18 protein-coding genes are annotated in these 19,285 nt (G+C 62.3%); 13 read left to right on the top strand and 5 right to left on the bottom strand.

Annotated elements, in window-relative coordinates:
• Positions 1-2: 2 nt before the first annotated feature.
• The gene (locus CKW25_RS00775; RefSeq protein ID WP_095077129.1) at positions 3-617 is read left to right on the top strand and encodes a GNAT family N-acetyltransferase; all 615 of its coding nucleotides are present in this window, start codon (positions 3-5) and stop codon (positions 615-617) included.
• Here CKW25_RS00775 and CKW25_RS00770 read toward each other — a convergent pair.
• The gene (locus CKW25_RS00770; RefSeq protein ID WP_095077128.1) at positions 583-1,476 is read right to left on the bottom strand and encodes a LysR substrate-binding domain-containing protein; all 894 of its coding nucleotides are present in this window, start codon (positions 1,474-1,476) and stop codon (positions 583-585) included. The two genes, CKW25_RS00775 and CKW25_RS00770, sit on opposite strands and share 35 nt — an antisense overlap.
• 88 nt (positions 1,477-1,564) lie before the next feature.
• Complete coding sequence (locus CKW25_RS00765) at positions 1,565-1,801, bottom strand: hypothetical protein (protein ID WP_095077127.1); 237 nt, start codon at positions 1,799-1,801, stop codon at positions 1,565-1,567.
• A gap of 184 nt (positions 1,802-1,985) precedes the next feature.
• On the opposite strand from CKW25_RS00765, the gene CKW25_RS00760 reads away from it, so the two are divergent.
• The 3 genes from CKW25_RS00760 to CKW25_RS00745 all read left to right on the top strand — a co-directional run bounded on the left by CKW25_RS00760 (position 1,986) and on the right by CKW25_RS00745 (position 4,529).
• Complete coding sequence (locus tag CKW25_RS00760) at positions 1,986-2,543, top strand: NADPH-dependent FMN reductase (RefSeq protein WP_095077126.1); 558 nt, start codon at positions 1,986-1,988, stop codon at positions 2,541-2,543.
• Between the two features lie 310 nt (positions 2,544-2,853).
• Positions 2,854-3,201 carry a metalloregulator ArsR/SmtB family transcription factor gene (locus CKW25_RS00750; protein WP_095077124.1) on the top strand — a complete coding sequence of 116 codons (348 nt, stop codon included), beginning with the start codon at positions 2,854-2,856 and terminating at the stop codon, positions 3,199-3,201.
• Positions 3,202-3,245: 44 nt separating this feature from the next.
• Positions 3,246-4,529, top strand: a complete 1,284-nt coding sequence (locus CKW25_RS00745) for an arsenic transporter (RefSeq protein ID WP_095077123.1) — start codon at positions 3,246-3,248, stop codon at positions 4,527-4,529.
• A gap of 16 nt (positions 4,530-4,545) precedes the next feature.
• Here the strand turns inward: CKW25_RS00745 and CKW25_RS00740 are convergent, their stop codons facing one another.
• Positions 4,546-5,496, bottom strand: coding sequence for a DUF1853 family protein (locus CKW25_RS00740; protein WP_095077122.1), 951 nt, complete (start codon positions 5,494-5,496; stop codon positions 4,546-4,548).
• A gap of 113 nt (positions 5,497-5,609) precedes the next feature.
• Here CKW25_RS00740 and CKW25_RS00735 point away from each other — a divergent pair, with 113 nt between their 5' ends.
• Genes CKW25_RS00735 through pepN form a run of 6 tightly spaced genes read left to right on the top strand, consistent with a single transcriptional unit; the run spans position 5,610 to position 12,142 of the window.
• The gene (locus tag CKW25_RS00735) at positions 5,610-6,500 is read left to right on the top strand and encodes an NAD(+) kinase (RefSeq protein ID WP_095077121.1); all 891 of its coding nucleotides are present in this window, start codon (positions 5,610-5,612) and stop codon (positions 6,498-6,500) included.
• Positions 6,500-7,471, top strand: a complete 972-nt coding sequence (locus CKW25_RS00730; protein WP_095077120.1) for a metallophosphoesterase — start codon at positions 6,500-6,502, stop codon at positions 7,469-7,471. The genes CKW25_RS00735 and CKW25_RS00730 overlap by 1 nt, the downstream gene beginning before the upstream one ends.
• Entirely contained in the window at positions 7,468-8,337 is an 870-nt protein-coding gene (locus CKW25_RS00725) for a rhomboid family intramembrane serine protease (protein ID WP_095077119.1), read from the top strand. Before CKW25_RS00730 ends, CKW25_RS00725 begins: the two co-directional genes overlap by 4 nt.
• A gap of 33 nt (positions 8,338-8,370) precedes the next feature.
• Positions 8,371-8,631 (top strand): YeaC family protein, encoded by a 261-nt coding sequence (locus CKW25_RS00720; protein ID WP_095077118.1) that lies wholly within the window; start codon positions 8,371-8,373, stop codon positions 8,629-8,631.
• Positions 8,628-9,458, top strand: coding sequence for a DUF2797 domain-containing protein (locus tag CKW25_RS00715; RefSeq protein WP_095077117.1), 831 nt, complete (start codon positions 8,628-8,630; stop codon positions 9,456-9,458). The genes CKW25_RS00720 and CKW25_RS00715 overlap by 4 nt, the downstream gene beginning before the upstream one ends.
• Positions 9,459-9,484: 26 nt before the next feature.
• Positions 9,485-12,142, top strand: a complete 2,658-nt coding sequence (gene pepN, locus CKW25_RS00710; protein WP_095077116.1) for an aminopeptidase N — start codon at positions 9,485-9,487, stop codon at positions 12,140-12,142.
• Positions 12,143-12,199: 57 nt separating this feature from the next.
• On the opposite strand, the gene CKW25_RS00705 is transcribed toward pepN, so the two are convergent.
• Positions 12,200-14,146: a DNA topoisomerase III gene (locus CKW25_RS00705; RefSeq protein ID WP_095077115.1), complete on the bottom strand. Its 1,947-nt coding sequence runs from the start codon at positions 14,144-14,146 to the stop codon at positions 12,200-12,202.
• Positions 14,147-14,424: 278 nt separating this feature from the next.
• Between CKW25_RS00705 and CKW25_RS00700 the strand changes: the two genes are divergently transcribed.
• Together CKW25_RS00700 and CKW25_RS00695 are read left to right on the top strand one after the other, a co-directional pair.
• Positions 14,425-15,750 (top strand): OprD family porin, encoded by a 1,326-nt coding sequence (locus CKW25_RS00700; RefSeq protein WP_095077114.1) that lies wholly within the window; start codon positions 14,425-14,427, stop codon positions 15,748-15,750.
• Positions 15,751-15,898: 148 nt separating this feature from the next.
• Positions 15,899-16,114: a hypothetical protein gene (locus CKW25_RS00695; protein WP_095077113.1), complete on the top strand. Its 216-nt coding sequence runs from the start codon at positions 15,899-15,901 to the stop codon at positions 16,112-16,114.
• A 264-nt stretch (positions 16,115-16,378) separates the two neighbouring features.
• Here the strand turns inward: CKW25_RS00695 and CKW25_RS00690 are convergent, their stop codons facing one another.
• Positions 16,379-16,711 carry a DUF2790 domain-containing protein gene (locus CKW25_RS00690; RefSeq protein ID WP_095077112.1) on the bottom strand — a complete coding sequence of 111 codons (333 nt, stop codon included), beginning with the start codon at positions 16,709-16,711 and terminating at the stop codon, positions 16,379-16,381.
• 475 nt (positions 16,712-17,186) lie between these two features.
• Between CKW25_RS00690 and CKW25_RS00685 the strand changes: the two genes are divergently transcribed.
• On the top strand, positions 17,187-19,268 hold the full coding sequence (locus tag CKW25_RS00685) for a bifunctional diguanylate cyclase/phosphodiesterase (RefSeq protein ID WP_095077111.1): 2,082 nt from the start codon (positions 17,187-17,189) through the stop codon (positions 19,266-19,268).
• The last annotated feature ends 17 nt before the right edge of the window (positions 19,269-19,285 follow it).

Genomic DNA, 19,285 nt, shown 5'->3' with positions numbered 1-19,285 from the left:
GTATGCAGCCGGTGATCAATCCCAAGTACCCGGGCCTGGCCGTGCGTGTCGCCGACGAAGGTTTTGCGGAGTACGTCTGGTGCAGTGACTTCAGCTTTGAAGTCAGGGCCTATGCCGCCGCGCGGATCGACACGCCGGTGAGCGAGTGGCCGTTGCAGCCCATTACGCCTTATCGCAAATGCTACGGCATCGACCCGGAGGAGTTCGCCAGCTACCGCGATGGAGTGGACAGCGCGATTTTCATGGCCTTCCTGGATGATTTTCCGGTGGGGCACGTCGTGGTCAGTACCAACTGGAATGGTTTTGCCCACATCGACGAGCTGGCGGTGCACGCTCCAGCGCGGCGTCACGGGGTGGCCAAGGCACTGCTGGACGTTGCGCAGTTCTGGAGCCGCAAGAAGAAGCTGCCGGGCATCATGCTGGAAACCCAGAACAACAACCTGGGCGCCTGCCGGCTCTATGAGCGCTGCGGCTACGTGATCGGCGGCATCGACCACCTGCGTTATCGCGGGATCGACCCGCAGACGGCCGAAGTGGCCTTGTTCTGGTACCGGGTCTTTGACAACCCGCTGGAACACCCGGTCAGGTCGCCAACATCGCCTGTGCTTGTGCCTTGAGGATGTCGAGCAAGGCTTCGACCGTCGGCGTTGGCGCAACGTTGTTCAGGGTCAGGGCGTAGAGGTTGATCGGCACGGCCGGTGACACCGGGCACACGTCCAGGCCACCAGCCCTGGCGCCGATGGCGGTAAAGGGGTCGACAACGGCCAGGCCTTCGCCGGCCTCGACCATGCTGCGCATCATCTGGTGGGTCTGCACCCGTGTATGGACGACCGGGGCCGGACGCAATGCCTGCAACTTGCTCTCGAACAGCACGCTGAGCGGATCGTGGCCTTCCAGCCCGACCATCGACTGGCCGGCCAGGTCTTGCACGCTGATGTATTTCTGCCGGGGTTGCAGCCAGCCGTGGGGCGCCAGGAGTTGCAGCTTGCCCTGGGCAATGACCTGGCACTGAATGTCCCCGTGCTCGGGATCATGCAGGCTGAGCCCCAGATCGCTTTCACGCAGCAGCAGGCTTTTGACGATCTCGCGAGTGGGCAGGCATAGCAGCGAGCAGGGCACCTCCGGGAAGCGCCGCCGCAAGCTTGCAATGCCCTGGGGTAGCAACTGCTGGGCCAGGGGCGGGGTGCCAATGACCCGCAGGGGAGGGGCCTGGTACTGCTTGAGGCTGTCGGCCAGGCGTTGCACCGGTTCCAGTGCTTCGTAGACGTGGGCAATCTGAACCTGCAACTCACGGGCTTCGCGGGTCGCCTGCAAACGTCCACGCACGCTGGCAAACAGCATGAAGCCCAGTTGCCCCTCGGTCTCGCGCAACAGCGCTTCGACCTCGGCCACCGGCAGTTGCAGCATTTCGGCGGCGGTGCCCAGATGGCCGGTTTGCAGGAGCGCCTGGATCACTTCGATATGACGTAAACGCATGCGTGAAGTCCATGTTCAGCAGGTGAAGGATTCATTGGCTGAATCCTAACCCAAGTCCGTGCCTGTGACTTCAGCGGATAAAGGCGGGTTATGACGCAACGCGGGGCTCAGGTTCACGGATGAGGGTGACATTGGACTGCACCAGCAGGAATTCATTGTCATCGAGCTTGTTGACCCGGTCGCCAATGGCCAGCTTGTAAGTGGTCACGGGCGCAGCGCCTTCGATGCCCTCTGCCGACGGGGTGGATTCCTGGAACTCATGCACGGAATAGACACGGCCTTGCGCGTCTCTTGCATGGAATTGTCCGACGAGTACTGCTGCCATCTGCTTAGAACCTCTGGAGATAAGTCACTCAATTTGCGGCTCTATAGACCGTCGATAAGCGGTGTAAGTTTTCCCGTGGGAAAAAAATAATGTTTTGCCCTGATTCCATGATCTGGAGTCGTTGCAGGGCGGCTGGATCATCTATAACTACAGGCTCCTTTAGCGAGATAGTCGGGAGTCTCCCATGAGCAAGGTCTATACGGTTGCTGTCCTGGTGGGCAGCTTGAGAAAACAGTCGATCAACCGCAAGGTTGCCCAGGCGCTGATCGAACTGGCGCCGGCAAACCTTCACATGAAAATCGTCGAGATTGGCGACCTGCCGCTCTACAACGAAGACATCGACGTTACACCGCCGGCAGCCTACAGTACTTTCCGCGATCAAGTCAGTGCTTGCGATGCAGTATTGTTTGTCACCCCGGAGTACAACCGCTCGGTGCCGGCACCGCTGAAGAATGCCATCGACGTCGGTTCCAGGCCTTACGGCAAGAGCGCTTGGGGCGGCAAACCGGGTGCGGTGATCAGTGCATCGCCCGGTGCCATCGGCGGTTTCGGTGCCAATCACCATCTGCGCCAGTCCATGGTGTTTCTCAACGTGCCATGCATGCAGCAGCCGGAGGCCTACCTGAGCAATGCCGGTTCGGCCTTCGACGAGTCGGGCAAGCTGTCGGAGAAACTGCAGCCGTTCTTGCAGAGTTTCATCAATGCCTACGGCGAGTGGGTCGAGCAGCATAAAAAGGCCTGACCCTGGTAGTCATGCTGTTCAGTCAAGAAACCTTTGAAGCGAGTGATAAACCCGTGGCGAGGGAGCTTGCTCCCGCTGGGGCGCGAAGCGCCCCCAACAAAGCTATTGCGGTCTTTCAGAAAGAACTTGGCGATAGTTTTTGGGGCTGCTGCGCAACCCAGCGGGAGCAAGCTCCCTCGCCACGGGGGATGTGTTTAGCAACCCTGTCTTTAACTGAACAGCATTATGCAGCGGTCGCTGCAACGGACGCTTTACCTTATATTCGAAATTCCATATATTTGCGCCTCCTATGTCCAGGCGTTGATAGCCCATGTCCGAAACCGCCAATCCCGTCGACGTGTTCAAGGCCTTGGCCGATGACACCCGCGCGCGTATCGCCTTGCTGATCTGCGCCGAGGGTGAACTGTGCGTCTGTGAGCTGACGGCGGCCCTGGACCTGAGCCAGCCGAAAATTTCCCGTCACCTGGCGCAATTGCGCAGCAGCGGTTTGCTTGCCGACCGCCGTCAGGGGCAGTGGGTGTATTACCGCGTGCATCCACAACTGGCGCCCTGGGTCACCACACTCCTGCAAGGTGCCCTGGCAGCCCACGCACATTGGCTCGCCGCCGACATCGCGCGCCTGCAGGCGATGGCGGGCCGTCCGGTGCGCTGCTGCTGATCCCCCTCATTATTCCTGTCTCCCCGTGTTGAAGGCTGTTGCGCATGCTGATCGCATCATTGATTTTCCTGCTGACCATTACCCTGGTGATCTGGCAACCCAAAGGCCTGGGTGTCGGCTGGAGCGCCGTCTTCGGCGCGGTGCTGGCGCTGCTCAGCGGGGTGGTCCATGTCAGTGATATCCCGCTGGTGTGGGAAATCATCTGGAACGCCACTGGCACCTTTGTCGCGCTGATCATCATCAGCCTGCTGCTCGATGAAGCCGGGCTCTTTGCCTGGGCGGCCTTGCATGTGGCGCGCTGGGGGCGTGGCAGCGGGCGCAAGCTGTTCGCTTACATGGTGTTGCTCGGGGCGCTGGTCTCGGCGCTGTTCGCCAATGATGGTGCGGCGTTGATCCTCACGCCGATCGTGATGTCGATGCTGCTGGCCCTGCGGTTTTCCCCGGTGGCCACCCTGGCGTTCGTCATGGGCGCCGGGTTTATTGCCGACACCGCGAGCCTGCCGCTGGTGGTGTCGAACCTGGTGAACATTGTCTCCGCCGACTTCTTTCACATCGGTTTCAACCGTTATGCGGCGGTGATGGTGCCGGTCAACCTGGTGGCGGTCGCGGCGACCCTGGCGGTGTTGCTGTGGTTCTTCCGGCGCGACATTCCGGCCCGTTACGACCCGCACCAGCTGGACGAGCCGAAGACCGCGATCCACGACAAGGCCACGTTCTTTGCCGGTTGGGGGGTGTTGGCGATTCTGCTGCTGGGGTGCTTTGCCCTGGAGCCGCTGGGGATTCCCATCAGCGCGATCTCGGCGCTGTGTGCCGCGTTGCTGCTGGCGATCGCCGGCCGTGGGCACAGGATCTCCACGCGCAAGGTGATCAAGGAAGCGCCGTGGCACATCGTGATCTTCTCCCTGGGCATGTACCTGGTGGTCTATGGGTTGCGTAACGCCGGGCTGACCGCGCAACTGGCCGGCTGGCTCGATGCATTCGGCCAATACGGCGTCTGGGGCGCGGCCATGGGCACCGGGCTGTTGACCGCGTTGCTGTCATCGATCATGAACAACTTGCCCACGGTGCTGATCGGCGCGTTGTCGATCGATGCCAGCCAGGCCACCGGGGTGGTGAAGGAGGCAATGATTTACGCCAACGTGATTGGCAGCGACCTGGGGCCGAAGATCACCCCGATCGGCAGCCTGGCGACCTTGCTCTGGTTGCATGTGCTGCAGCGCAAGGGTATCCGGATTGGCTGGGGTTACTACTTCAAGGTCGGGATCGTGCTGACGTTGCCGGTGTTGCTGGTGACCCTGGCGGCACTGGCCCTGCGGTTGTCGCTGTAGACCGGCAATCCGGGCATCAAGCCTGTCCCGGTACGTTCGGCCACAAATCGGACACCACAAACAAGCGCTCGGCTTCCTCCCAGTCGCCGTGGCTGTTTTCGGTCAAGCGCACCATCAGCTGTGCCGGGGCCAGTGGTTCCAGGGTGTTGAACCACGCCTGCAGCTGGGCATCGCTCCAGGTCTGGTCGGCCGGGTAGTGCGCCGGTGCCAGCCAGGCATGGCGGGGCAGGTGCTGCCAACGGCCGACGGGGCGCTGGGCGACAAACCCCAGCCAGTCCTTCTGGTGCAGCCAGCTGCCGCGCAGGTGTTGCGGATGGGCGCCGCGCGGTGGTTCGCACTGTCCCGGCCACGGATACAGCAGATACCCTCCCAGCCACAGCTGTGCACTGACGTGATGGATGTCCAGCGCGGCCAGGGCGTCGCGGCTTTCGGGGCGGGCGGAGATGGGGAGCTGATGCTGGCTCAGGTGTTCCAACTTGCGATCCAGCCGGTCATGGCATCCGGGGCCTAGCCAGAGCGCGGGGTCATGGCCGTTGCCGTCCTGGGGGCCGAGGTAGAGCTTGATCGCCAGTTCCAGGTGATGCACGCCGTCGCCGTCGCGCAGCAGCATGTCCAGCTCGCCCAATGTATGCCCTTCACGGCGGATCGGCAGGTTGGCCGCCAGCAGTTCGATCCCGGGGGCATGCCCCACGGCAAACTGCCATAGGCGTTCGTAGTACAGCCCCAGTCGCCGGGTGCGGGCCTGGGCCAGCCAATACTGCAGTGCGTGGCTGTCCTGGTCGAGCTGATGCAGCCAATGCTCCAGCCGTTGCGGGGCGCGCACCCAGTCGCTGCCGGCCAGCGGATGACGTTGCGGCCATGGCGTCGCACTGAGCATGGGCGGTGCGAGGATCACCCACGCCAGATCGCGCACTTGCGGGTGGTGCAATTGGTGGGGCAACTGGAGCAAATCGGGAAATAGGATCATCTTGCGAGCATAGACTCAAATAGGGGAGTCCCCGTGGCTGAAAGGATTTTGTCTACGGCCCGGTTTCGCCCATAATCGTGCTTTTCGCCGTCGCAGACCCTCGCAGGAGCCCCATGGAGCAATTTCGCAATATCGGCATCATCGGTCGCCTGGGCAGTTCGCAGGTGCTGGATACCGTTCGCCGACTGAAAAGATTCCTGCTTGACCGGCACTTGCACGTGATTCTCGAAGACACCATTGCCGAAGTCCTGCCTGGCCACGGCCTGCAAACCTCGTCGCGCAAGATGCTCGGCGAAGTCTGCGACATGGTCATCGTCGTGGGCGGCGATGGCAGCCTGCTGGGGGCCGCCCGCGCATTGGCCCGGCACAATATTCCGGTGCTGGGGATCAACCGCGGCAACCTGGGCTTTCTCACCGATATCCGTCCCGACGAGCTGGAAACCAAGGTCGCCGAAGTGCTCGACGGCCATTACCTGGTGGAAAACCGCTTCCTGTTGCAGGCCGAGGTTCGCCGTCACGCCGAGGCCATCGGCCAGGGCGATGCGCTGAATGACGTGGTGCTGCACCCCGGCAAATCCACGCGGATGATCGAGTTCGAACTGTACATCGATGGCCAGTTCGTCTGCAGCCAGAAGGCCGACGGCCTGATCGTCGCCACACCCACCGGCTCGACGGCCTACGCGTTGTCGGCGGGCGGGCCGATCATGCATCCCAAGCTCGATGCCATTGTGATTGTGCCGATGTACCCCCATACCTTGTCCGGAAGGCCGATTGTGGTCGATGGCAACAGCGAGCTGAAAATCGTCGTGTCCAAGGATATGCAGATTTACCCGCAAGTTTCGTGTGACGGGCAGAACCACTTCACCTGCGCCCCCGGTGACACCATCACCGTGAGCAAGAAGGCGCAGAAGCTGCGTCTGATTCACCCTCTGGATCACAACTACTACGAGGTCTGCCGGACCAAGCTTGGCTGGGGCAGCCGTCTGGGTGGTGGAGGCGACTGATGCTCGATCCCGCGCGTAGCTACGACCTGATCGGTGACGTGCACGGTTGCGCTCATACCCTTGAGCATCTGCTGGACCGACTCGGGTACCACAGGCTGGGGGGCGTCTGGCGCCACCCGTCACGCATGGCGGTGTTCCTCGGTGACATCATCGACCGTGGCCCGCGCATCCGCGAAGCGTTGCACATCGTTCACGACATGGTCGAGGCCGGCCAGGCGCTGTGCATCATGGGCAACCACGAGTTCAACGCACTGGGCTGGAGCACCCCGGCACCGGCTGGTTGCGGCAAGCAGTACGTGCGTGAACACACCCCGCGGCATGCCCGACTGATCGACGAAACCCTGAGCCAGTTCGCCCATCATCCGGCGGACTGGCACGACTTCCTGCAATGGTTCTATGACATGCCGCTGTTTGTCGACGCCGGCCGTTTCCGGGTGGTTCACGCCTGCTGGGATGGCGCCTTGATCGACCTGCTGCGCAAGCAGCATGCCGATGGCTGCGTCGACGAGCACTTCGTCCAGGCCGCGGCGATTTCCGGCAGCTTCGCCTGCATGGCCTTCGACCGTTTGCTGCGGGGCACCGACATGCGCCTGCCCCATGGCCTGACCATGACCAGCGGCGACGGCCTGATACGCTCGTTCTTCCGCACCAAATTCTGGGAAGACAACCCGCAGACCTACGGCGATATCGTGTTCCAGCCCGATGCCTTGCCCGAGCCGGTGGCGCAGACGCCATTGTCGGCCGTGGAAAAGGACACCTTGCTGCGCTACGGCATCGACGAGCCGCTGTTGTTTGTCGGGCACTACTGGCGCAGCGGCAAGCCGGCGCCGATTCGTCAGAACCTGGCCTGCCTGGACTATAGCGCAGTGCTCTACGGCAAACTGGTTGCCTATCGACTGGATCAGGAAACACGTCTCGACCCGGGCAAGTTCGTCTGGGTCGATGTCGAACGGCCGGAGGCCATGCAATGACTGCTGTTGCTGTTTTACGTCTGCCGCTGGCGGTGGACCTGAGTGGTTTTGTGAAGTTGCTGCAACGCATGCAGGTCCCTCACCGGGTCAGTGAGGAGGGTGGGGAGCAGGTGCTCTGGGTGTCGGACGCCATCAGCGAGGACGTACGTTCCTTGTACGAACGTTTTCCGGCGGGCGACCCCGATCAGCAACTGGACATTCCGGCGCAGGCGAAGGTCCAGCGCCCGGGGTTCGTCGAGCAATTGCGCCACAGCCCGATGACCGCGCTGGTCCTGCTGTTGAGTGCGCTGGTGGGCGTCGTGACGCTGCTGGGCGACAACCTCGATACCCTGCACTGGTTCACCTTCCTCGAGTTCCGCGTGGCGGGCGAGTACATCCACTTCACGCCGCTGGCCGACAGCCTGGCGGCGGGGCAGTGGTGGCGTCTGTTCACGCCCATGCTGATTCACTTCGGCTTCCTGCACCTGGCCATGAACGGCATGTGGTACTGGGAACTGGGGCGGCGCATCGAGTCGCGCCAGGGCGGTATCAACCTGCTGGGGCTGACGCTGCTGTTCAGCCTGGTGTCGAACTACGGCCAGTACCTTTATGGCGGTCCAGGCCTGTTCGGCGGGCTGTCCGGGGTGCTCTACGGCTTGCTCGGGCATTGCTGGATCTACCAGTTGCTGTCGCCGAACCCGGCTTATCGCCTGCCTCGCGGGGTGTTGGTGATGATGCTGGTATGGCTGGCCCTGTGTATGTCGGGGCTGATCTCGATGATCGGTTTCGGCGAAATTGCCAATGCGGCGCATGTCGGCGGGTTACTCGTCGGATGCCTCACCGGTTTGTTGGGTGGCTTGTACAGTCGCCGTAAACTCGCCCTCTAAATTGTTATGTCAATAAAGAGCACGGAGACCTTGATGTCCTCTTTTAACGAAATGATCGGCAACATCACCCCCGAGATCTACCAGAGCCTCAAGCTGGCGGTGGAGATCGGCAAGTGGTCCGACGGTGGCAAGCTGACCGCCGAACAGCGTGAACTGTCGCTGCAGGCGATGATTGCCTGGGAAATGCAGAATCTGCCCGAAGACCAGCACACCGGCTACATGGGCCCGCAGGAATGCAGCTCCAAGTCCATCGAAGTGCCGAATATCCTGTTCAAGTCGGATGCCATCCATTGATCGAGATTGGCCGCGGTGCAATCAGCAAGATGTCGGTGCGCCTTGACGCCTCGACGGTGCAATACGCTTTTCGCCTGGGCGATACCGAGGTGCCGGTCAATCCGATGATTGGCAGCACGGTTCGCCTGGAATACCTGGGGGCAATCCATTGCATCCATTGTGGGCGTAAAACCAAGACCAGTTTCAGCCAGGGCTACTGCTACCCCTGCATGACCAAGCTGGCCCAGTGCGATATCTGCATCATGAGCCCGGAGCGCTGCCACTACGACGCCGGCACCTGCCGCGAGCCCTCCTGGGGTGAGCAGTTCTGCATGACCGACCACGTGGTGTACCTGGCCAACTCGTCGGGGGTCAAGGTCGGGATCACGCGCGCCACCCAGCTGCCGACCCGCTGGCTCGACCAGGGTGCGAGCCAGGCGTTGCCGATCATGCGGGTGTCGACCCGCCAGCAGTCGGGCCTGGTCGAAGACCTGCTGCGCACGCAGGTGGCCGACAAGACCAACTGGCGTGCCTTGCTCAAGGGCGATGCGGCAGCGGTTGACCTCAAGCAGGTACGCGACCAACTGTTCGCCAGCTGTGCCGAGGGCCTGCTGGGCCTGCAGGAGCGCTTCGGCCTGCAAGCGATTCAACCGGTGAGCGATATCGAGCCGCTTGAAATCCGTTACCCGGTCGAGCAGTACCCGGCCAAGATCGTCAGCTTCAATCTGGACAAGAACCCGATTGCCGAAGGGACGCTGATGGGGATCAAGGGCCAGTACCTGATCTTCGACACCGGCGTTATCAATATTCGTAAATACACGGCTTATCAGCTCGCCGTCCATCACTAGGCGTGCCCAAGTAAAAGGATTCCAGCATGCGCACCGAACAACCGAAGATGATTTACCTGAAGGACTATCAGGCGCCCGAGTACCTGATCGACGAGACGCACCTGACCTTCGAGTTGTTCGAGGACCACAGCCTGGTCCATGCGCAACTGGTCATGCGCCGCAACCCCGCTCGTGGTGCGGGCTTGCCGCCGCTGGTGCTCGACGGCCAGCAGCTTGAGCTGCTGTCGGTTGCCCTGGGCGATGCCGAGCTTGCGTCCGGTGACTATCAATTGACGGAAAGCCACCTGACCCTGCACCCGACCAGCGCTACCTTCACGGTCGACACCAGTGTCAGGATCCACCCGGAAACCAACACCGCACTGGAAGGCCTGTACAAGTCCAGCGGCATGTTCTGCACCCAGTGCGAGGCCGAGGGTTTCCGCAAGATCACCTATTACCTCGACCGCCCGGACGTGATGAGCAAGTTCACCACCACCGTGGTCGCCGAGCAGCACCGTTACCCGGTGCTCCTGTCCAACGGCAATCCGATTGCCAGCGGTCCTGGCGAAGACGGTCGGCACTGGGCCACCTGGGAAGATCCGTTCATGAAGCCGGCGTACCTGTTCGCGCTGGTGGCCGGTGACCTGTGGTGCGTCGAAGACACCTTCACCACCATGACCCAGCGCACAGTGGCGCTGCGCATTTATGTCGAGCCGGAAAACATCGACAAGTGCCAGCACGCCATGAACAGCCTGAAGAAGTCCATGCGCTGGGACGAAGACGTCTATGGTCGCGAATACGACCTGGACATCTTCATGATCGTCGCGGTCAACGACTTCAACATGGGGGCGATGGAGAACAAGGGCCTCAACATCTTCAATTCCAGCTGCGTGCTGGCCCGCGCCGAAACCGCCACCGATGCCGCGCACCAGCGGGTCGAGGCGGTGGTGGCCCACGAATACTTCCACAACTGGTCGGGCAACCGCGTCACCTGCCGCGACTGGTTCCAGCTGTCGCTCAAGGAAGGGTTCACGGTGTTCCGCGATGCCGAGTTCTCCGCCGACATGCACTCGCGCACCGTCAAGCGGATCGAAGACGTGGCGTACCTGCGCACTCATCAGTTCGCCGAAGACGCCGGCCCCATGGCCCACGCCGTGCGCCCGGACAGCTTCATCGAGATCTCCAACTTCTACACCCTGACCGTGTACGAGAAGGGCTCGGAAGTGGTGCGGATGATCCGCACCTTGCTTGGCGCCGAGGGTTTTCGCCAAGGCAGCGACCTGTATTTCGAGCGCCACGATGGCCAGGCCGTGACCTGCGATGATTTCATCAAGGCCATGGAAGACGCCAACGGCGTTGACCTGACCCAGTTCAAGCGCTGGTACAGCCAGGCAGGGACACCGCGCCTGGCGGTCAGTGAGTCCTTTGATGCCGCCGCGAACACCTACAGCCTGACCTTCCGTCAAAGCTACCCGGCGACACCGGACAAGGTCGAGAAGCTGCCATTCGTGATCCCGGTCGAACTCGGCCTGCTGGACCGCCAGGGGGCCGGGATTGCCCTGCGCCTGGCGGGCGAGGCCGCTGCCACGGGTACCTCCCGCGTGCTGTCGGTGACCGCAGCCGAGCAAACCTTCACCTTCGTCGACATCGCCGAACAACCATTGCCGTCCTTGCTGCGTGGCTTCTCGGCGCCGGTGAAACTGAGCTTCCCGTACGACCGCGATCAACTGATGTTCCTGATGCAGCACGACAGCGATGGCTTCAACCGCTGGGAAGCGGGCCAGCAACTGTCGGTGCAAGTCTTGCAGGAGCTGATTGCCCAGCATCAGGCAGGCCAGCCATTGGTGCTCGACCCGCGCTTGATCAGTGCGCTGCGCAGCGTGCTGGCGGACGAGTCCCTGGACCAGGCCATGGTTGCCGAAATGCTCTCGCTGCCCAGCGAGGCCTACCTGACCGAAATCAGCGAAGTGGCTGACGTCGATGCCATTCACGCGGCACGCGAATTCGCGCGCAAGCAGTTGGCCGACAGCCTGTTCGACGGCCTGTTGGCGCGTTACCAGGCCAACCGCGAAGCGTCGAAGAACACCTCGTACGTCGCCGAGGCCGAACACTTCGCCCGACGCAGCCTGCAGAACATCGCCTTGTCGTACCTGATGCTCAGCGGCAAGCCTGAAGTGCTGGCGGCAACCCTCGAGCAGTTCGATGCCTGTGACAACATGACCGAGCGCCTGACGGCGCTGGCGGTGCTGGTGAACTCGCCGTTCGAAGCCGAGAAGGCCAAGGCGCTGGCGAGCTTTGCCGAGCACTTCAAGGACAACCCGCTGGTCATGGACCAATGGTTCAGCGTCCAGGCCGGCAGTGGTTTGCCGGGTGGCTTGCAGCGGGTTCGCCAGTTGATGGAGCATCCAGCCTTCAACATCAAGAACCCGAACAAGGTGCGGGCGCTGGTGGGGGCCTTTGCCGGGCAGAACCTGATCAACTTCCACGCGGCCGATGGTTCGGGTTATCGCTTCCTGGCGGACCTGGTCATTGAGTTGAACGCGTTGAATCCGCAGATGGCGTCGCGCCAACTGGCGCCTTTGACTCGCTGGCGCAAGTACGACAGCGCTCGCCAGGCGTTGATGAAGGGCGAACTTGAGCGCATCCGCGCCTCGGGCGAGCTGTCCAGCGACGTGTTTGAAGTGGTCAGCAAAAGCCTGGCGTGATGCCGGTTGCGCTCGCACAGGCGTTCACTCGAACCCTGTGCGAGCGGAGCATGGCCGTTACGGGGCAGGCTTGGCCTTGCGTCTGGCGGTCGGTGCGGCTTTGCGCTTGCCGGTGGTCTTGCGCTTGTTCTTCCAAGGGGCCGCGCCTTTGCCGGCGGGGCTGGCCGGGCCGCTGATGGTCAGGCGCAGGCCGGCGCAGCGACCGACCTGCTTGCTCATCCAGGCGGCTTGCTTGGCGACGAATTCCTCGAGGCTCATTTCACCGCTCTGGACCATGTCCAGGGCCTGTTCCCAGATGGCCGTGGTGCCGGGGTCGGCGATGGCCCGGGGCACGGCGTCGATCAGGCTGAAGGCCGCGGGAGTGGCGGCCAGGGCCTTGCCGTGCTTGACCAGGTAGCCGCGATCCAGCAGGCCCTGGATGATTCCGGCGCGGGTCGCTTCGGTGCCGATGCCGGTGGTGTCCTTGAGCTTCTGCTTGAGCAGCGGGTCTTCCACCAGCCGGGCGACGTTTTTCATGGCCTTGATCAGGTCGCCCTCGGTGAACGGCTTGGGTGGCTGGGTCCAGAGGTCCTTGAGCGTGACGCCGGCAACCGGATAGTCCTGGCCCTGGGTCAGCGGTGGCAGGTTCTGCGGTGCCGGTGCTTCGCGTCCCTTGGCCGGGGCCAACGCTTCGGGCAGGGCGCGTTTCCAGCCGGCTTCCACCACCTGTTTACCCACCGCTCGCAGGGCCTGGCCGGCACACTCGAAGTCGGCCTGGGTGCGGTCGTACTCGTGGTGGGGCAGGAACTGCGCCAGGTACCGGGCACGAATCAGGGTGTAGACCGCCCGGTGCTTGCCGGTCAGGCGTTCGAAGTTTTGCGCCGCGGTGGTCGGGATGATGCCGTGGTGAGCGCTGACCTTGGCGTCGTTCCAGGCCCGGGAGCGGCGCAGTGGATCAAGGTGCCGGGCCAGTTCGCCAAGACTGGGATCGGCACGCCCGAGCGCCGCGAGAATGGCGGGTGCTTCGCTGTGCTGGCTGATCGGCAGGTAGCCGCAGTCACTGCGCGGGTAGGTGATGACTTTGTAGGTTTCGTATAACGCCTGGGCGACGTCGAGGGTTTCCTGGGCGCCGAGGCCGAGTTTCTTCGAGCAGATTTCCTGCAGGGTGCCCAGGTCGAACGGCAGCGGGGCGACTTCGCGGACCCGTTCGGTGCGCAGCTTGACCAGCCGCGCACTGGCGGCGTTGCCCATGGCGGTGGCGGCTTCCCTGGCCTGCGCCGGGTCCAGGCAGCGGTCATGCTCATCGCACACCTGGGGGGGCGCACGCCACTGGGCGGTGAACGGCGTACCGGCGTGCAGCAGTTGTACGTCAATCGCCCAGTACGGCACCGGCACGAAGTCGGCAATGCTGCGGTCGCGGTCCACCACCAGGCGCAAGGTCGGGGTTTGCACCCGGCCGACCGGCAATACGCCCTGGTAGCCGGACTGGCGCCCGAGCAGGGTGAACAGGCGGCTCATGTTCATGCCGATCAGCCAGTCCGCCCGCGAGCGACCCAGCGCCGAGTGATACAGGCTGAAGGTGTCGGCGCCAGGCTTGAGTGCGCCCAGGGCCTTGCGGATCGAAGCGTCGTCCAGCGCCGACAGCCAGAGGCGCTGGATCGGCCCGCGATAACGACAATGCTCCACCAGCTCACGGGCGATCATCTCGCCTTCACGGTCGGCGTCGGTGGCGATCACCAATTCCTGAGCTTCGCCCAGCAGCCGCTTGACCGCCTTGTACTGGCTGGCGGTCTTGGGCTTGACCTGCATCTTCCACTTCTCGGGAACGATCGGCAGGTCTTCCAGTACCCAGCGCTTATAGCGTGCGTCGTAGGCGTCCGGCGGGGCGGTTTCGAGCAAGTGGCCGATGCACCAGGTGACCGTGATCCCGCTTCCCAGCCAGCAACCGTCACCACGCCGGTTGGCGCCCAGCACGGCGGCAATGTCTTTGGCCTGGGAAGGTTTTTCACACAGAAACAGCCGCATAACCACCATCAGTCATCAGGTTTGAAAGGTGCACAGCATGCGCGGTACGGCGGCATGGATCAATCTTTATCTGTATGGATGTACAGCTTGTGGCGTTGCGGCGGATTGCCCCGGGCGCCGCGCCCGGCAGATGACGAAATTGTAATCGGCCAATCATCTTCACGTTATCTCGCGCTTGCCACGATACCCCTCGGCGGCTTCGGGGCACCCGGCCCCGCCTACAACAAGACCCAAGCCTGGGAACGGTTTCCGTTCTGCCGAACATTCAGGAGCAACAGATGAACAACACAACACCTTTCACCGTGGCGGCGCTGGCAGCCCTGCTCGGTGTCGCGCCATCGTGGGCGCTGGCCGAGGAAAAGGCCGAAGGCTTTATCGAGGGCAGCAGCCTGACGGTGCTCAACCGCAACTACTACTTCAACCGTGACAACCGCAAGGGCCAGTCCAGTCCTACCGGCAATGGATATTCCGAAGCCTGGGCCCAGGGCATCATCGGTAACTTCGAATCGGGATTCACCCAGGGCACCGTGGGCGTGGGGGTCGATGCCTTTGCCATGATCGGGCTGAAACTGGACACCGGCGACGGTCGCAACGGCGGCCGCAGTTCATTCGATGTGTTGCCGGTGAACAGTGAAGGCGAGGCGAGTGACGAGTACACCAAGGTCGGTGGCGCCGCCAAGGTGCGGGCGTTCGACACGGTGGTCAAGGTCGGCGATGTGTTTCCCGCCACCCCCGTGGTGGCAGCCGGTGACTCGCGGTTGCTGCCGGAGAGCTTCACCGGGGTGACCGCCAGCAACACCAGCATTGATGGCCTGACCGTGCAGGGCGGGCGCCTGCATGCCATGAGCCAGCCGACGTCGAGCAACATGCGCGACAACTTCGAGACCTTTTACGCCGGCCCCGTGGACTCACCCTGGATGGCCTACTTCGGGGGCGACTACAACCTCGACAGCCATGTCAGCTTCAGCCTGTACTCCAGCCGCCTCAAGGACGCCTGGAACCAGTACTACGCGGGCACGACCCTGAGTTATCCGCTGTCCGACGAGGTCTCGTTGTTCGGTGGCTTCAACTATTACAAGGCGGTGGACGAGGGCAAGCAGTTGCTGGGGGCGTTCGACAACAACATCTGGAGCGCCAGGGCGGGCGTCGCGTTCGGTGCCCACAGCGTGGCGTTGTCCCACCAGCGCAACAACGGCAATGACGACTTCGATTACCTGCGCCAGTCGGACTCGATCTACCTCGACAACTCGATCCAGTACAGCGATTTCAACGCGCCCAAGGAGCGTTCCTGGATGGTGCGCTATGACCTGGACATGACCACCTATGGTGTGCCCGGGTTGTCCTTCATGACCCGTTATGGCCGAGGCAGCGACGCCGACTATGGCAACGCCAACTCGGTGTACGTGCGCCGTGACGACGCGGGCAATCCGTTGACCGACCAGAAGCGCTGGGAGCGCGATATCGAAGCCAAATACGTGGTCCAGGCCGGCAAGCTCAAGGACATGTCGTTCCGGGTGCGCCAGGCCACCACCCGCGCCACGGACTTCGAATCCGACCTGGACGAAGTACGCTTGATTGTCGAGTACCCGATGACAATTTTGTAATAAACCTGTTTAAAACCTGAACATGTCAAGAATGTAATGCCGCGCACATGCTCCTGTTAGCTTGGTTTTTTTATCATTCACGGGAACCCAAGGACTTGCAGGCGAACATGTCCGTAAGTCTTCCCGTGAAGGTAAGAGGAAACTCACCATGAAACTTCTGAACGTTCTGTTTGTAACCGCAATGGCTATCACCAGCAGCAGCGTATTTGCCGAAGGTGGCGCTGAACGCTCTCAGGAATACTTGAAGCAATTCAAACTGAGCCAGGCGCAAGTGCATGGCAGCGCCAACAGCGCGGATGTCCAGTCGACGGCTGAAGCCGGTTCGCAAGACCCGCAAAAGCAGGGCACGAAGTCGGAAGGCTAAGCCAAGGTTTTTACAGTGTGACCATTCACCTTCAGAAGCTCCTTGCTCCTTTGGAAGAGGTGAATCTTTAGCGTCCTTCGGGACGCTTTTTTTGATTGTTTTGATCTGTGGTGAAACGCTACCCGTGAACGCCGATCTCTGTAGGCACGAGCCCGCTCGCGATGAACTCAAGAACTACGCAGTTACTCAGAACATACGCGTAATCGTTAACGTCCATCGCGAGCGGGCTCGCTCCTACTGAACAGCCTTACGCGACTGCCAGGATTACCCTCCGTGCGTACGACACTCCCCGGCTACGTTGTAGCGCAGGGTGTTGAGTTCACCACTGGAATCTTCATAGGTCATCTGCGCCGGCACGACGCCGCACGACTTGATCGGTGGCGTGACACTCACCACGTTCACCACATCCAGTTGCATGCCATAGGCATACTCGCGGACTTGCGGCGGGTTCTTGCCTTGTTTCGCGGCATAGTTTTCCATGGCAACGCGGTTGTTCTGCATCATCTTTTCAAAGGCTTTATCGCCACCACTTTCTGCCATGGCTGCCGCAGACAGTAGCAGGGCGCCGGTTAAGGTCAGGAACTTGATCGGTTTCATGGTTAAACCCTCATGTAAGTACAGCCTGAAGCCTATCAACCGTTGCCTTTCGTCGAGGTGGCGCCAGGATTACAGTTGCGTCACGCACCGGTCCCCGGGTTTTGTGATGGCAGTCGACAGCCTCGCTTCGCAGTACGGCCCCCTGTGGCGAGGGAGCTTGCTCCCGCTGGGCTGCGCAGCGGCCCCGGGTGAAGGCAATGGTGGTCTGTCAGAAAGACCTCGGTTAGCGGTTTTGGGGCTGCTGTGCAGCCCAGCGCGAGCAAGCTCGCTCGCCACATGAAAGCGCGCTGTCGACCCCTTCCGGCACACACCCTTACACCCCGTAAGGGCATGTCTGGCCTTGTTACAGACTTTCCATTCGACTACTGGCCTTTTGGTTACTTTGTAGGTGCGTTCGGCGACGGAATCAGTACAATCGCCCACTTTCGCCCCACGAGCACGGACGCAGCATGGTAGGGCTTTGTCGAGAAGTCTGATGCTCATCGGTAGCTATTCCCCCGCCCTGGTTCTTATCTCGCTCTGCGTAGCGATCCTTGCGTCCTATACCGCGCTGGACCTGACCGGGCGTATCGCCACGGCCAAGGGGCGGGCGGTCCACCTGTGGACCGCCGGTGGTGCCCTGGCCATGGGGATCGGGGTCTGGTCCATGCACTTCATCGGCATGCTGGCCTTCAGTTTGCCGATCAACCTGGGCTATGACTTCGCAATCACCGCGTTGTCGCTGCTGATTGCGGTGGTGTCCAGCGGCTTTGCCCTATGGCTGGTCAACCAGCCACGCCTGCCGGCCTGGCAACTGGCATTTGGCGCCTTGATCATGGGCGCCGGGATCAGTGCGATGCACTACACCGGCATGGCCGCCATGCGCATGACGCCCGGCATCGATTATGACCCGACCCTGTTCGGCGCCTCGCTGGCCATTGCCGTCGGGGCCTCGGCCGCGGCACTGTGGATCGCCTTCCGGTTGCGCCAGAACACCCCGTACGTGCGCTTTGCCCGGGCCGGGGCGGCGATCATCATGGGCATTGCCATTGTCGGCATGCACTACACCGGGATGGCCGCCGCGCAATTCGCCGACGGCAGCTTTTGCAGCGCCGCCCTCGATGGCTTGAGCGACAAGGGCCTGGACAACCTGGTACTGGTCACCACCCTGGCGGTGCTGAGCATTGCACTGCTGACCTCCATCCTCGATGCGCGCCTTGAAGCGCGCACTGCCGCGCTGGCCAACTCCCTGACCCAAGCCAACCGTGAACTGACCCAATTGGCGTTGCACGACACGCTCACCGGGTTGCCCAACCGCGTGTTGCTGGCCGACCGCATCGACCTGGCCATGCAGCGGGTGCAGGAGCAGGGCGGCTGCTTTGCGCTGATGTTCATTGACCTGGATGGCTTCAAGCCGGTGAACGACGCCTTCGGTCACCATATGGGCGACCAGTTGCTGCGTGAGGTGGGCGTGCGCCTGCGTGAGGATTTGCGCAGCCAGGACACCCTGGCGCGCATCGGCGGGGACGAGTTCGTGCTGTTGGTGCAGCTCGCCGAGGCGGACGATGCCTTGCGCCTGGCCGCGCGGCAAGTGGGGCTGATCTCGCGTGCGTTCCGGGTCGGGGAGCACGATCTGCAGATCTCCGCCAGCGTCGGTATCGCGATCTATCCCGGCAACGGCACAACGCCGCAAGAGTTGCTGATGAATGCCGATGCGGCGATGTATCACGCCAAGGGCACCGGCAAGAACGGCTACCGGTTCTTCGATGCGTCGATGAACACCGATGCGCGCCGGCAGCTGCAGCTGTTGCAGGATTTGCGCAACGCGCTCGAGCAGCGGCAGTTTCGCCTGTACTACCAACCCAAGTTCGACGCCAGCAACGGTCAGCCGGTGGGCGCCGAAGCGCTGTTGCGCTGGGAGCACCCGACCCAGGGCATGATGTTGCCGGACCGCTTCATCGGGCTGGCGGAAAAAACCGGGTTGATCATCCCGATGGGTGAGTGGGTACTCAACGAAGCCTGCCGGCAGATGCGTCTGTGGCACCTGCAGGGGTATGCCAACTGGCGCATCGCGGTCAACCTGTCGGCCTTGCAGTTCTGTCACGAAGGCCTGGTGCAAAGCGTGGCCAATGCCCTGGCGGCCCATGACCTGCCGGCGAACAGCCTGACCCTGGAAATCACCGAGACCACCGCCATGAGCGATGCGGACGCCAGCATGACGGTGCTCCAGCAGTTGTCGGACATGGGGGTCGACCTGTCCATCGATGACTTTGGCACCGGCTATTCCAGCTTGATGTACCTCAAGCGCCTGCCGGCCAACGAGCTGAAGATCGACCGCGGTTTTGTCCGTGATCTGGAGCACGACAGTGACGACGCCGCCATCGTGTCTGCCATCGTCGCCCTGGGGCAGGCGCTGGGCTTGCGCATTGTCGCCGAAGGGGTGGAAACCGGTGTGCAACAGGACTTCCTCACGCAGTTGGGCTGCGATTCGCTGCAGGGTTATCTGCTGGGCCATCCGTTGCCGGCCGAGCGCTTCATGGTCGACATCCACCGCGCCGAGCAACGGGCTGCCGGCTGATCGCCACCCACATCGAC

Source organism: Pseudomonas sp. Irchel s3h17, assembly GCF_900187505.1.
In the GTDB taxonomy this organism is placed as follows: domain Bacteria; phylum Pseudomonadota; class Gammaproteobacteria; order Pseudomonadales; family Pseudomonadaceae; genus Aquipseudomonas.
The sequence above is the reverse complement of the archived record's forward strand: the minus strand, read 5'-3'. Positions and strand labels throughout refer to the sequence as shown.